The organism is Lachnospiraceae bacterium oral taxon 500 (assembly GCA_002999035.1).
Lineage (GTDB): Bacteria > Bacillota > Clostridia > Lachnospirales > Vallitaleaceae > W11650.
Window position 1 is genome coordinate 505,098 of the sequence record CP027241.1, and the last position, 14,804, is coordinate 519,901.

Sequence of the window (14,804 nt, forward strand, 5' to 3'; positions counted from 1 at the left end):
TGAAAATCTTAAAAAATTGACTGCATTAAAAACGGATCCTGAATTAGCTGCAAATGCTCTTCCAGAACCGGATCCCATTTCCGGCAAAACTCATCGTGCGGTGACAACACGACCGGTGAAAGCTGATAGGGGTCTTTTGTCAGGTCGTAATAATAGCGCTTCTGCTTTTTCCCCGGCTCGATACCGTTGTCAATCACATAGGTAAAATCTTTCCCCCTAAGCCCCCGCCAGCCGAAGGCTTTGTTATTTAGGCCCAGCTGCCGGTAAGGTGCAATCAGCTCCGGCATTCCCGGAATCATAGATAAAAATACGGCTTCCGTTTCCGTCTGTCTCCGGTAGGCCTGATTCGTCAAATCCTGCGCCGCTCCGGCCGGGTCAATCAGCGGGAGAAAGCTTTTGCCCTGCACCGTATCCGGAATCGGCAGCCCCGCCAGATCCAATAAAGTCGGCATATGATCCATGCTGGCAAAAAGCGTATCCGTCCGTCCCGGCGCAATCCCCTTGCCCCTGACCATGAAGGGAATCCGAATCGACTCCTCGTACCAGATATTTTTGCCCATCAAACCCTGCGAACCCATCATATCGCCGTGGTCAGCACTTAAAATAACAATCGTGTCCTCCTTTAATCCGGCTGCTTCCAAATAATCCAACAACCGGCCGAAGTTCTCATCCAGCCCCCGAATGGCTGCGTAGTATTCCCGGTATTTTTTCAAATATGCCGGATCCTCTCGCCACTCGGCCGGGACATTCGGTGAAAAATCGGCGGCTTCCGGCTGAGCTGCCAAATATTTGTCCGGCACCTGCTCATACGGCGGATGCGGCGGATTCCACGAGATAACCATGCAAAACGGCTTCGTCTGATCGCGGTTCTGCAAAAAGCCAAGTGCTCGATTCGTTTCCACCTCCACCGACCAGCTGCCCGGATAAATCGGCTGCTGTGAAGACTGCCAATAGTGCGGGTTTAAATGCTCGTCCATTGCTCCATAGGAAAACCAGTAGTCAAAACCATGCCGCCGTTCCCCATCCGGAGTATACGCATCCCATTCCTTGGCGGTCGAGGCCGGCTCCTTAAAAAAGTTCTTTTCACTGGCATCCAAATGCCACTTGCCGATATAGGCCGTTTGATAGCCATGCTCTTTAAATACCTCACCAAAGGTTACTTCCTGCGGTTTCAGGCAAACCACTTCATCTAAGCCAATCTTACAGTTTGTCCACATACCGCAGGCATAGGGATATTTCCCGGTTAACAGCGCCGCCCGGTGCGGCGAACACAAAGGGTAACTGCTGATCGCCTGATCAAAGACCAAGCTTTCGGCCGCAAACTCATCCATCCGCGGTGTCTGCACCGGCTCGCCCTCAAATCCCAGCGCCGTTTTTCGCCATTGATCGGCAAAGACATATAAAATATTTTTCATCATAACCTCATTTCTATCTTTTGATTGTGTACCAACAGTTTAGGTAAGCAGATACTTATGCCTAACGCCCACACTCGTAATTCGTTGAAATATGAGCGAATTACGACCAGCTTACCTGAACTGAACCATTGCAACATACGAAAAAATCCTGCTTCTCTCTTTGCGCAGCCTCTTTATTTCCCCGGCTATAACACTTGCACACACAGCCATAACAACAACAAATGCGCCGGATAAAAAGCATAAAAAAAGTATTTCAGGGCCGGGCCTTTTTTCCCGTTAAACAGCAGCAAGGCCGGAAAGCTTAATGCCGCAAGACATTCAATGTATTGCCCCCAGAAAAACCGACCGGAAAGAAACGTATACATCATGCCATAACCTATCAGCAGCAAAACAGCCATAGCATACTTTCGTACTGGCTGATTTCGGTAATAATAAAAACTCATCACCCAAATCACGCCCCAGGCGCCGTAATCCGTCTGTAAATAAGAAGCCGCACAGGCAAACAGCAGCGTAAGTCCCCAGAAAACAAACAAATTCTGCCGCTCCGCCGGAAGCTTCCTGTAAAAGTAAAGCACCGCCAGCGCCAGGCTGAATGTCCACATCACATTTTGATGCGCCAAGTGCACTGTTTCGCCCCAAAACGCCAAATCAAACGGCAGTTCCGATATCACGGCAAAAAGCAGCATCCGGCCCAGATATTTCTCCAAACTCTTTGTCCGGGTCATTCCTTCCACTAAAAGAAAAGCAAAGATCGGAAAAGCAATCCGGCCAATCATCCGCAAAATTATATACTGCGGGAAAAAAATCGCTCCGATATGATCAATTGCCATTGTTATAATCGCAATCATTTTCAGCCAAAATGTTGACATTGGCCGCTCCTTTCTGCTGCCGCCTTAGCGGCAATATACTGCCATCGATAGTTCTGCCCGAATGCCTTTTCGGCCTGACTTGCCTGCATCCGTCAAACTCCGGGATGCTCGCCGCCCTCAGCCGCACCGGACGGAATCAAACACTGCTCCTTGGAAAAGCACATGGCAAACTCACTACCACTGCCCTTTTTCGAGCGCGCTCTGATTTGGCCGCCCTGGCCCGTGACCAGCGCCTTGGCAATCGCCAGTCCCAGTCCATGTCCGCCCGTTTCTCTGGCTCTGGACTCATCCAGGCGATAAAAGCGCTCAAACAAACGCGGCAGTTCTCCGGGCTCAACTCCAATTCCCTGGTCGCGCACCCCGGCGTAAACAAAGCGGTCATCGGCATAGCAAAAAGCCGTAATCTGTTTGCCCGAATCCGTGTATTTAATGGCATTATCCATAAAAATCCGCAGTACCTGCTTGACTTTGACCATATCCAAATTACACCACAACTCCGAAGCAGCCTCGGCCTGAATGATCTGCTTTTTCGCATCGACCAGCTTCGCCTGCTCGGCTATCTGCCGGGTCAGCGCCGACAAATCAAAAATCTCATATTCAAACGACAGCGTTTGATTGTCCGACCGAGCTAAGGTCAGCAAGTTTTCAACCAATCCCTGCATATTCTGCGCCTCGTCCAAAATAGCGTCCAGTGCCTCATGCAAAATTTTTTCATCCGTCTTGCCCCAACGGCTGACCATCTTGCCGTAGCCGCCGATAATGGCAATCGGCGTCCGCAACTCATGCGATACATCCGATACGAATTGCTTCTGCCGAATATAGTCCTGACTCAGCCGGTCAAGCATATCGTTGATGGTAACTGCCAAATCCCGCAGTTCATACTTGGTCACCGAAACATCCAGCCGCTCCTCCATATTTTTACCGGAAATCTGACCCGCTGTCCGGGTCATTTTATCAATCGGGCTTAATACCGCTTTCACCCGGCCGCCGCCAATCACGCTCAAAAAGAAAAAGCTGATACTGCCGGCCAAAGCCATCAAAATCACTAAAATCGCCGTATGCCGGGAATGTCTGCTGAAGCTGTGGAGTTGATAAATCACATAATCGTTCTTACCGACGCCATCCGAATACAAATTAAAATAATAGGGCTTTTTCACAATATAATTATATTTCAGCAGATAATACAGCCGCCGGTACAGAGAAGTCGGGACCGAACCCGCCACGAAATGCTCTGTTCGGATTTGCTCCTGTGACTGACTGCCGATAATATCAATCGCCAGTTCAATCGCGCTGCCTTCGCTTAAACTATCCAGTCTTTTTTTCAGCGCCTGCTGATTATAGGTGCCCCGGTCATAAGCAAGCAAAGCCTTGTTTACATTGACATTGATCTCTACTCCCAGATTATCGACGCTGTAATAGGTAAACAGGAGCGATACCACCACAATCGACAGCAGCGTCAGTACCACATATAAGGTTAAAAAGTCAAAGGTAATTTTGCGCCGGATTGAAAAATGAATCCCCCAAAAGGCCGAGCGAAAAAAATCGGCAATCCCTCCGAAAAAACGCCCGATCAATCGGACGCTCTCCCTGCCTGTTCTTCTAATCATAAATAATATATCCCACTCCCCGAACCGTTCTGATCATCTCAATCCCATACTTCTGATCAATCTTGGAGCGCAAATAACGGACATAAACATCTATCACATTAGTATCGCCGTAATAGTCATAGCCCCAGACCCGCTCCAGTATCTTTTCCCGCTCAAGGGCAATGTTCTTGTTGGAAATCAGATATTTGAGCAGTTCATACTCTTTCTTGGTCAGGGCAACCATTTCTTCCTTATATTTGACCTGACGCTTCATATCGTCCAGCACCAGGTCACCGTAATGGTAAATACTGCCGTTTTCCTTAATGTCATCTGATTTTTCCCGTTTCAGGGCAACCCGAATTCTGGCCAAAAGCTCCTCAATGGCAAAAGGCTTGGTCATATAATCGTTCGCTCCCATATCCAGCCCCATAACCTTATCCGACACGTCATCTTTGGCCGTCAACATAATGATGGCAATATTGCGGTCTGTTTGCCGGATCCGGCGGCACACCTCAATTCCGCTCATCACCGGCAGCATCAGATCCAAAATAATCAAATCGACCGCTTCCGACAGCGCCCGCGTCAGCCCCGTTCGGCCATCCGCCGCCGTAATCACCTCATAACCCTCATACGTCAACTCCAGCTCTAAAAAACGGGAAATCTTGGCCTCATCTTCAATAATCAATATCTTGCTCAATTGCTTCACTCCTAAATCATTTTTACTTCACTGCCCGCATTTTTCGGGCATTGTTTTCTTTCGCTTAGACCAATCCTCTGTCCGGCAGCAATCAGCCGAACATCTATCGCCGATTTTTTTATTTAATCACAATCTCCGAATATTCCTGCCAGCCCTGCTCCGCCGCAGTTCCCGATGTTTCCTCCGCCGGCTGTGCATTTATCTCTGCCTTAGCCGGTGCGGAAAATCCGGTTTCCGCCGGAAAAACACTCCGGCCGGCCGGGGGCACAGCCTCTGCCGCCTTTTTCCGCTCCGCCTCCAGATAACGGCTGACCGGCATTGTCATTTTATCCGCTTCCGGTCTGGTTAAGCTCATTTCCGAACCGGACAGCATCACCAAACCAACCATAATCAACAAAAGCAGCAAAAACGTAATTCCAGTCATGCTGACTGTCAATATCAAGAAAAAGAAAATATAAAAAGGAATATTGATAAACATTCGATCCGCCCGGCAAATTACAATCCGGTACTGCCAAAAAGCCGTGATTCTGTCTTTCAGCACCCGGCCAAACTTATAACACCAGGAATTCTTCCGTTTGTAAACCAAATAAATCGCCCGGTCAAGGTCGCCTCCGGCTTTTTTCAGATAATACTGAGCCTCTTCAAAAGAAAGCTCCTCCCGTTCCTGCAAATCTCTAATCAATTCATCCATGCCTTAAACTTCCTTATCTCATCCCGGAACTGATCCGGCTCTTTTAAAAAACGAGCGCTGTTTTACTCCGGCTTTGCTATCCCCGCTGAAACTGTGTTCAGGTGTATCGCCCGCTGCCGGCGCTAAAAACTTCTGGTGCCGCCGCTGCTTCGGCTGGTGCTGCCGCTGGCGTGACTGCTGCCGCCGCCCGAACCGCTGGAACGCTCAATTTTCCGGCTGGTAACATGTTTATGCGAAAAAGTATCCGCTCTCTGCTGAAGCCTAAAACTGCCGCCGACCTCAAACTCCGACGATCTCGGTTTGCCGTTTTGATTATGCCCGGCCCGGATCCCCAGCGTGATCAGAGCCGCACCGATTAAGGCTACTGCCAGCGCCTTAAAGGAAAACAGCATACTTATAACTTTTTCTAAAAAAGTCTGATTGTACCGCTGGTACAAGCGGTAGGATTCGCGTACAAAAACATCGACCGCACCGGCATAATCCTCATCTCTAAGTTTTTCCCCGACTTTTTCCGATACCCTGTCAATATTGGCATCACTGTCAAACACCGGATACATCGCATCGCCAAAGGCTCTGAGCGAAATCTTGCGGTTGGCCATATCAACCAGCATCACTGCGCCAAGCCGGCCATCCCCCAGGCCATAGTTATTTTCATCATAAAAGTTTTCAATATACCTAGTATAAACCGACTCTTCCGGCTCGGAAAAGGGTTCTGAAAAAATAATCAAATAATCAATCTGCTTTTCTGCACTGAACTCCGCTAACTTGGCATTGACTTCAGCTGCTTCTTCATCCGAAAAAACACCGTAATCATCAATTAAGTTCGGTCTTTCCGCTGCCACCGGCCGCCATACTAAAAACAGAAACGCAAAAAAGAACAACAATCCCAACTTTCTTTTATTTATCTTGGCCATACTCCCTTCCTCCCAAAAATTCTATCTTTTTTTGTCATCAAAGACTAAAAGCTTCTGGTGCCGCCGCTGCTGCTGCCGCCGCTGCTGCCGCCTGAACTGTCGGAACTCTCAATCTTCCGACTGGTAACGGTATTATGCGTAAAAGCATCCTGTTTCGTATAAAGATTAAAACTGCCCCTAACCTCAAACTCCGATGATTTCGGTTTGCCGTTTTGATTGTGATCGCCCCAAACTATCAGCATAACCAATCCCCCGCCAATTAACGCCGCCGCCAGACCCCTAAGGGAAAACATCATGTCAAACACGCTTTCCATAAAAGTCCGGTTATAGCGCCGGTATAGGCGATAAGATTCGCTCATAAAAACATCAACCGCACCGGCATAATTCTCATCCCGAAGTTCTTCCCCGACTTTTTCGGCTACAGTATCAATATTGGCATCACTGGCAAACACCGGGTACATCGCACTTCCAAGACCCCTGACCGAAATCTTGCGGTTCGCCATATCGACCAGCATCACCGCGCCAATCCGATCCTTCCCCCAGCCATAGCCATTTTTATAATAAAAGTTTTCGATATAATCGGTATAAACTGACTCTTTCGGATTAGAAAAAGGTTCCGAAAAAATAATCAAATAATCAATCTGCTTTTCTGCGCTGAACTCCGCCAGCTTGGCACTGACTTCGACCGCTTCTTCATCCGAAAAAACACCATAATCATCAATTAAGTTGGGTTTTTCCGCCGTTATCGGCTGCCCCGCCGACAACAGGAAAATGAAAAAAAGCAGCCCGAGCAAGCGCAATTTATATATTTTTTTCATGCTCTTCCCTCTGAGAAATACTATCCTTCCCGCCGACAGTTTGGACGTGAAGTTGAATTTCCTAATATTTACGCCGTCAGACTAAAGTTCGTCTCTACCAACCCAAGATGCCGCCGCCGATGAATCCCGCCAGCAACCAGACTATCATAAATGCCGTGCCGAATACCGCTGCCAGCTTGGCCTTACTGACCGGCACCTCGCCGTATATCTTGCCGGTCTGGCCATTAACCACATACTGCATGGCTTTCCCCTGATAAATATTTGTCAGCAAATAAACCGGAAACAGGGTATAATCTGCACTTATATTTTGAAAATCAATTTGCTCCGCCTGCGAGTTATAGCTGGAATAGCTGATCGTTCCGCGCACCTTGCTTCTGGCGTAGTCACGCATCCGGCCTTTGGCTCGCTCCTGCAATTCCTCTTTGCCCTGATCAAAACGTTCGGCAAAAAAGCCGGTCATATAATCCATCGAAAAATCAGTCATTTCTTCAAACCGGAACGGTTCAATCGCATTCATGGCCGTATCGTCCATCTTGGTGGAAGCGTCAACCGGTACATTCTTATAAGAAATCGTTCCATCCCGAACTACATTGTAATAAGATGTTTCCGTGTACTCCATATTACCGCTCTGCCATGTTCTGGTAGTTGTACCGACGCCCGCCATATAAACCCGGACATTATCCGAGCCATACAGCCAAAACGGCGCGTATACACCCCGGATTTTTTCAATCTCCTCATCCTGCTTAAATGCTCCGGGCGCCAGAAAATGGCTTTTAATCCATTTGGCGTAAAGTGCTTTCGCCTGCTTTTGGTCAAATTTAAACGGTATGACATAACGCGGCGAAAACTCGCCCTGCATTCTGGCTCTGATAATCGTCGGCGACTTACAGTACAAACAGAAAGTGGCAATCGTGCCGGCATCGCCGACAATTTCGGCGCCGCAGTTCTTGCAGTGATACGAATCCAGTTCCACCGTTGGGGCGTTCTGGGGAACCGGCCGACCGGCCGCCGCTGCCCGCTGCTGTTCTCTGGCTTCTCTTTGAGCAAAAAACTGATCCAACTGCTGCTTGGTAAAAATGCTCTGGCAATAATCACATTTCCAGTTCTGTATCACCGGATCAAAGCGCAGCCCGGCTCCGCAAGATAAACATTTATAATCCCTGACGTTTTCCATGCTTTCCATCTCTCCCTTTTTCCTGTTTTTCTTTTGTCGTTTTTAATTCAGCTCTCCTCCCTCCGGCGTAACTTCCGGTCTCATCACGAGAGGCTTTTACAGTTTCCCGGTATCGGCGAGCCAATCCTGTATTTTTAACTCTATCCTGTTCTAAGAGCAGAGCAAACTTTTTCGTCTGCTCTGCTCCTATTCTCTCCTTAACTTTACTTAATTGTTTTTCTCTATTGCTGTTCCGGCTGTTGCGGATAACCTGCGCCTTGCTGCGGATAGCCTTGCTGCCCGTTCTGCTGTGGGTAACCCTGACCACCCTGCGGGTAGCCTTGTTGGCCCTGCTGCGGGTAACCTTGTTGACCGTTCTGCTGCGGATAACCCTGCGGCTGACCTTGCTGCGGATAGCCCTGTTGACCGTTCTGCTGCGGGTAACCTTGCGGCTGACCTTGCTGCGGATAGCCTTGTTGACCGTTCTGCTGCGGATAGCCCTGCTGCGGATACCCTTGCGGCTGACCACCCTGCGGGTAACCTTGCTGCGGATAGCCCTGTTGCGGATAGCCTCCTTGCGGCGGGTAATAACCACCCTGCGGCGGATAGCCTCCTTGCGGCGGATAATAACCACCCTGCGGCGGATAGCCTCCTTGTGGCGGGTAATAACCACCCTGCGGCGGATAACCACCTTGTTGCGGATTCATCACCTGACCCATGCCCGCGCCCATACCGGTTGCATTCATGCCCATACCGATTCCGGCAAAGCCCATCATCGCTCCGCCCTCATTGCTGCCGGCCGCTTCAATTCCGGCTGCTACGCCGCGCGTCATCCGGGCAGCCCGGCGGTTCGGATCCATCAGGATCGAATCGGCATTCATGCTCTCAAGTACTTCATTGGTCTTATCATCCAGACCGATGGAAGCAATACCGACCGAAGCAATGTAGAACCCACGCTTAGCCTGCCATTCATCATCGAGGACATCCGCCATTTCGTTGCCGATCCGGCTGGTGCTGATCTGAATCTCAACAACGCTCATGCCTTCTTTAGCCAGAGAAGCCAAAGCAGTTTGCAGCGCCATCAAATATTCATTGGTATACTGTTCGGCCATATCCTCGGTCGTCAGCGTTTCCTTACCGGTCTTGCTGCATACTTCCCGATAAAACAGCATCGGGTCGCTGACCTTAATCGAATAGGTACCAAAAGATGTTACCTTAGCCGTCAAAAGTGTTCCGTTTAAAGTCGCCCGGTCGGCAAACAAAATCGGCTGCTTGGTGCCAAAGCGAAAATCCGGAATCTCCTGTTGGTTGATGTAAACAACTGTTTGCTTCAGCGGTGTAGTTCCGCCAAACTTAAAACGCTCCCAGGAATCGAGCAGCGTATTTTTCAGTCCGCCCGGTCTTTGAATCGCGTTCCGGTTAGTATTGTTGTACCCCGGAATCACGGTCTCCTGCGCCGAACGGAAGAAAATCGACGGCGCTCTGGAATTATCCACCTGATAGTAACCTGCCTCATCAGTCGCCGACACGATTTTACCGCCGTCAACCAGAAGCATATATGTGTTTTCAGGCACATGAATTATCGAACCATTGGTAATAACATCTGCCGTTCCTTTTGTGTTCACGCTCCGTCTGTCGTTTGCTCTGAGTCTGACACCATAAGTTGCAATCACCTGATTGTTCATTTCCGCCGGTTCAATGGTCTCCGCCCACTGATCCGCCAGCGATCCGCCGATTGCTCCGCCCGCAGCGCCTACTACGCCGCCTACAAGTTGAATCAAGCCCATACTCTTACCTCCATCATTGGTCAACCATATCTGTATAATGTTTGAGTATTTAACTCATTCCGTTTCCCCCTCCGCCTACGCGCGACGAATACAGAAAAGTTATATCTCGGAAGTCATAAAACTCCTCAGTTAATTATAGCACAGATTTTATACAAGTGCCAGAAAAAAATAGGGTAAATTCATTACTAAAGTGAAAAAGTAATTTAAAAATACAAAAAATCTAAACCTTCTTATTTTAATCGAAAAATTAGTTCGACTGGCTCATGATCCGAATAAAGAAAACCGGTTGTAAGCACCGTCAGTTTTTCGACTTCAATATTATCCGACACGATAAAGCCGTCCACCATAAAAGTTTGTGATACCCCCGGCGTATAGGCGATATCGGCATTTCGGGCGCTGTCAACCAGTTCCGCCTGCTCTTTGGGGCTAAGCGCATCAACTGCCAGCTGAAAGTTTTGGGGCAAAAGTTCGCGCGGAAAAGGCTGTGTCCACGAAAAGTCCGCTCCCTTTGGCTCCGGTTTTAACTCATGATTAAAGTCACCTGCCACAATCACATAATTGCCCTGCGCATATTCCGCCTCTAAATCTTGTGTCAAAACTTCCATCTGGCGGGTTCGGATGGCTTCATCAGCGCCATAAGCCGATAGATGTGCATTGATAAACACCAAATATTTGCCGTTGGCCGTTTTCATCCGAGCCACCGTATAAGCTCTGTCCAAATCCAAAAACTTAGAAAAGGAATCCGCAATCGGCAGACTCCGGCGCACGGCTTTCTCCACCGGCACCCGCGAATAGCTGGCAATCCCACTCTTATTTTTGCCATGCGGCTGATGAAACGGATAAATCAAAAACACCGAATCATAGGTCAAACCGAAAATATGAGAAAAGTTCGGCAGCGTTTCCGATAACAATTGATACTGGTTGACATGATAACTTCTGGTACCGTCAATATCCACTTCCTGAAAAGCAACCAAATCCGGCTGCCGGCCGGCAATCAAGGCAGCCGCTCCCGCAACCGTTTTTTTCACACTTTCCTTACTTTCAGCCCACGAGGATGTACCTCCGTCCATAAAGAAGCTAAAATCCGGGGTATATGCTCCAAAACCAATATTGTAGGTAATCGCCTTATAGGAAACACCAGTTTCATAAGGTGCTGCCGCCTCCGGTGCGGCTGTCGCTTTTAGTTCCAGATAATCCGGCAGCCGGGCGTAAGACAAAATGGCATAGCCCGCATATCCCCCAGCCAGTAACAAAATAATTCCAATGAAAAGCGCCAGCTTTTTTAAAATTTTTTTCATATCTTGCCTTTCCGTCAGCAAAAGATTCCTCTCCGGCAAATGGACAAATACAGCCCACCTGTCTGCACCGGATTCGCACCGCGGCGGAGTATCGGCTCTACGTTTCTCAAATTTAGCCCGGCGCATATATAATTACTCAAAGAAATATCTAACGCCCATACTCGCAATTCCGCTTTCGGCAAATTACGAGCGGGCCATCTGAATTGTAACCTAATTGGCAGGAGTTTGTCAAATTTCAAAGATGAAGTTCCTTGACATCGTTTTATCTTTTGCGTATAATTTTATATAAGCTAGTTAAACCGTCTGTTTACAGAGAAATTTGCTCTGTCGCCAAGGAGATTGTTGTGCCAAACATTTCTTTGCCGGCAAAACTTCAAGGAAAATCGACCTTAAGGAGTTTTTATGATCCAAATTGATTTTTACAGTCAGGATATGATCAGTCTGCTGACGCCGATTTATTCCCTGCGGCCGAAGACGGTTTATTTGTTAATGGATCCGACCGAAGCATCCGCTCCCGGCATCGCATCAATCAGAGAAACCATCCTGTCCTGGGGTTTTGTCCGCCGGCTGTATTTTCAACCGGTTAATCGGCATGATATTCATGCTATTCTCCATTGCCTGCAAGAAATCATCACCGCCAATTCCGGTCAAATTTATCTTGACCTGACCGGCGGCGGGGAGCTGTTTGCGGCTGCCGGCTATCATGTTTGTCAAGAGACTGCCGTTACACCGGTTTATATGGATTTGGACAGAGAAATCATTTATCAGATCGACAGCGGTGCCGTCGTTGCCAAAGTCCGCCATATCGGTGCGGGCGATTTTATCTCGGCTATCGGTGCCAAACGCCTGGAAGATTCACACTTTCTGCCGGCCAAAGCGGATTATCCTTCTATTTTGGCCATGGCAGAAGCTATCTTTACTCATTTGCCGGAGTGGCACGCCCTGCACACTTACATTTCCGACCGGCTCAAGTTCACCAAGGGCAAGCACAGCGATGCCGCGCCGGAACAGGAAAAGCGAATCAGCATCGCCATTCCGCCTTATATCCGACATCACGGCATTTCCTATCCAACCGGCTTCTTAGTCCGCCGTTTTGTCCGGCACGGCTTTTTAACGGTCAAAGAAAATCGCCGCTATCGCTTTGCCTCCGCCGAAGCCATGCAGTACCTCCGCACTTTCGGCATTTGGCTGGAACTTTATGTTTATATCAAAGCTCAGGCCTTTTTTGACGAAGCCGCTCTGGGTGTCGTGATTGACTGGGAAAAGGGCGATGATCTCGACACAAAAGACAATGAAATTGATGTCTTAGTCATGTATCATTCCACACCGGTTTTTATTTCCTGTAAGATGCGGGAAATAAAAGCCGGCGATATTTATGAGGTCGGCTATCTGGCTGCCCGCTTAGGCGGCAGTCAGGCCAAAAGCATCATTGCCACTACCGCCCCCGTCCGGGAGGAAAGCGCTAATCCAACCGGTATTTTCAAACGTCTGGAAAAAATGAAAATCGGCTTGATTGAAACCGGCGATTTTACCCGGCTGCCAGTCAAAGAAGTGTTTGCCCGCGCTCTAAAAATGACTGACTCAACTTTCCCATAGTCTTTTTTGGCTCTGTCCCGCTCAGAGAGCGGGTGCCCTGTCGAAACGCTTCGCGTTTCTGTGCGGGTGCACAACCTACATGGACCCACTCTCGCGATTTGCTTTGCAAATCGCATTCCGTTCCTGCCCATGCAACGAGCCTAAAAAAGACTGTTCTGTCGAACATGGGAAAGTTGAGTGACTAATTAAAAGGCGGCTGTCAACACCCGGCTGACATTCCGCCTTTACCTTTCTTTCTAATCCGCCGTTTCTACATCAACCCGCCGTGCAACCAAGCTTCGCCTTTAAAACGCATACCGACGGTCGGCAGTCCGACCAAATCTTCCCGGCCGATATAAATATTGACATGAATCCCCATGGCTTCTACATCAAGGCAATAAAAAGATTTATTGGTCAGAACATTGGTTAAAATTTTCACTTCTTTAATTTCGCCCAAAATAGAATACAAATCTTCCGTCTCACTTAAGGGATAAAAATATTCCCTCAAAACGGTCAGCATCTCTTCTTTTTGAATTCTTTCATATAAATAACGCGTCAGTTCTCTGGCATTCGTGGACAGTTCATCCGCCGCCGACTCATCCCCATTTCGGGCCCGCTCCAAGAGACCGGCATTGCCGACCGCCTCCTTCAGTGCTTTCTCCCGCCGATCCTGCTGATCCGCCACCGGAAAAATCACCATACCCTCAATCGAAAAGCCCGCCACCGACACACCGGTATAGTCCTCTTTATCCTCGTCATGCAAAGCATACCAATCGCTTAAGTTCTGTAAGTAAAAGGAAAAAAGAGTCCCGCTGTGCTGCTCTTCACACAAAGCACTGCCGGTTTCGCCTTCTTCATCAAGCATTTCGATCTCATAGCCCTCAACCATCGCGCCGCCCTGCGCATAGGGGCTCATTGAAAAAATATTCAGCCAGTTATCCTTATCCTTTTCTCCGCGGATCACCAGCCCGAAGCCTTCGCCGAATTCCTTGTAATATTCTACCTTTTTAAAATCATCTTCGTCCTCAAACTCATGATACTGCGTCGGCGCTTTAATGATATCGCGCGCTATTTTTTTGATATCCAAGTTTTCTTCGCCGAAGCCAATCGCTTTTAAATATCGAAACACCTGATTCACCCCTCTTTCCTCCTGTTGGGTTGATTGCAGCTTTCCACCAATCTTTTCCATCCGCCGCCAAACGCTGACGGAATTTCACTGTAAATGAAGCCTATCATATCATTGTTTTTGTTTTTTGTCAAATACCGCCATAATCTCGGCATAATTTTCAAACGGACGAATCCGGCCGCTCGTATCATCTTGATAATACCTGCGTAAGGCTGCTTTGGCAAAAACCACATCCGCTTCCTCAGCCGCTGAAACATCCGGCAGCGAATCACCGGCAAAATAAATCCTGTCGTATTCTGACCGCAGCCAGCGAATTACTTTCCCCTTATCAATACCGTACTGCTCGGAAAAAAACGGCGAGGCCTTGTCATGCTGCAAACGGATATAACCGTCCGCCAGCACACCTTGATTGGAAATAATCCGCTGCGGCGGCAAACCGCGCAGTGCAATCGCATCCTTAATATAAAGCTCGGTACCGGCGCTCAAAATCAAATGGTCAATCCCCTTTTCCGCCAGTAGCTTTAAAAATTCCGGAAAATTCTCATCCCAGCGAATCGCCGCCACCAGTTCCCGATATTCATCCACCGTAATCCGGTGCATCGCAAAGACATCATTTAAAAACTGATAACTGGGGTTATTCATCTGCCGGTAATCCGATAAATACCGCCGACCTTCCTCCCCTAAAAAGCGATCTATAAACAGCAAAAAGAAGTCCCTTTGCGTGATGGTTGCGTCAAAATCCGATACAAAAATTGTTTTGCCCATGATAAGTCCTTTCTATTATAGATACATTATACCACAGGTTGAGCGTGAGTGCGAGAAAATCCTGACGGATTTTCTCTCCGCATCATCGCTCATATAGTCTGGAGTCAAAA

General features: G+C 48.5%; 13 protein-coding genes. 1 reads left to right on the top strand and 12 read right to left on the bottom strand.

What is annotated here, in order from left to right:
- Positions 1 to 8: 8 nt before the first annotated feature.
- The 10 genes from C3V36_02400 to C3V36_02445 all read right to left on the bottom strand — a co-directional run bounded on the left by C3V36_02400 (position 9) and on the right by C3V36_02445 (position 11,228).
- Complete coding sequence (locus C3V36_02400) at positions 9 to 1,418, bottom strand: sulfatase (protein ID AVM68199.1); 1,410 nt, start codon at positions 1,416 to 1,418, stop codon at positions 9 to 11.
- Between the two features lie 182 nt (positions 1,419 to 1,600).
- Positions 1,601 to 2,284 (bottom strand): hypothetical protein, encoded by a 684-nt coding sequence (locus C3V36_02405; GenBank protein ID AVM68200.1) that lies wholly within the window; start codon positions 2,282 to 2,284, stop codon positions 1,601 to 1,603.
- Positions 2,285 to 2,376: 92 nt separating this feature from the next.
- Entirely contained in the window at positions 2,377 to 3,891 is a 1,515-nt protein-coding gene (locus tag C3V36_02410) for a hypothetical protein (GenBank protein AVM68201.1), read from the bottom strand.
- Positions 3,884 to 4,567, bottom strand: coding sequence for a DNA-binding response regulator (locus tag C3V36_02415; protein ID AVM68202.1), 684 nt, complete (start codon positions 4,565 to 4,567; stop codon positions 3,884 to 3,886). The genes C3V36_02410 and C3V36_02415 overlap by 8 nt, the downstream gene beginning before the upstream one ends.
- 118 nt (positions 4,568 to 4,685) lie before the next feature.
- Positions 4,686 to 5,258, bottom strand: a complete 573-nt coding sequence (locus C3V36_02420) for a hypothetical protein (protein AVM68203.1) — start codon at positions 5,256 to 5,258, stop codon at positions 4,686 to 4,688.
- Between the two features lie 122 nt (positions 5,259 to 5,380).
- Positions 5,381 to 6,172: a hypothetical protein gene (locus C3V36_02425; GenBank protein ID AVM68204.1), complete on the bottom strand. Its 792-nt coding sequence runs from the start codon at positions 6,170 to 6,172 to the stop codon at positions 5,381 to 5,383.
- A 44-nt stretch (positions 6,173 to 6,216) separates the two neighbouring features.
- A complete protein-coding gene (locus C3V36_02430) occupies positions 6,217 to 6,990 on the bottom strand; it encodes a hypothetical protein (protein AVM68205.1) in 774 nt (257 codons plus the stop codon).
- A gap of 94 nt (positions 6,991 to 7,084) precedes the next feature.
- On the bottom strand, positions 7,085 to 8,173 hold the full coding sequence (locus tag C3V36_02435; GenBank protein AVM68206.1) for a DNA helicase PriA: 1,089 nt from the start codon (positions 8,171 to 8,173) through the stop codon (positions 7,085 to 7,087).
- A gap of 212 nt (positions 8,174 to 8,385) precedes the next feature.
- Entirely contained in the window at positions 8,386 to 9,930 is a 1,545-nt protein-coding gene (locus C3V36_02440; GenBank protein AVM68207.1) for a hypothetical protein, read from the bottom strand.
- A 230-nt stretch (positions 9,931 to 10,160) separates the two neighbouring features.
- Positions 10,161 to 11,228 (bottom strand): endonuclease, encoded by a 1,068-nt coding sequence (locus tag C3V36_02445; protein ID AVM70413.1) that lies wholly within the window; start codon positions 11,226 to 11,228, stop codon positions 10,161 to 10,163.
- 402 nt (positions 11,229 to 11,630) lie between these two features.
- Here C3V36_02445 and C3V36_02450 point away from each other — a divergent pair, with 402 nt between their 5' ends.
- The gene (locus C3V36_02450; GenBank protein AVM68208.1) at positions 11,631 to 12,824 is read left to right on the top strand and encodes a hypothetical protein; all 1,194 of its coding nucleotides are present in this window, start codon (positions 11,631 to 11,633) and stop codon (positions 12,822 to 12,824) included.
- A 250-nt stretch (positions 12,825 to 13,074) separates the two neighbouring features.
- On the opposite strand, the gene C3V36_02455 is transcribed toward C3V36_02450, so the two are convergent.
- A complete protein-coding gene (locus C3V36_02455; GenBank protein ID AVM68209.1) occupies positions 13,075 to 13,992 on the bottom strand; it encodes a hypothetical protein in 918 nt (305 codons plus the stop codon).
- Between the two features lie 48 nt (positions 13,993 to 14,040).
- Complete coding sequence (locus tag C3V36_02460; protein AVM68210.1) at positions 14,041 to 14,694, bottom strand: hypothetical protein; 654 nt, start codon at positions 14,692 to 14,694, stop codon at positions 14,041 to 14,043.
- Between the last annotated feature and the right edge of the window lie 110 nt (positions 14,695 to 14,804).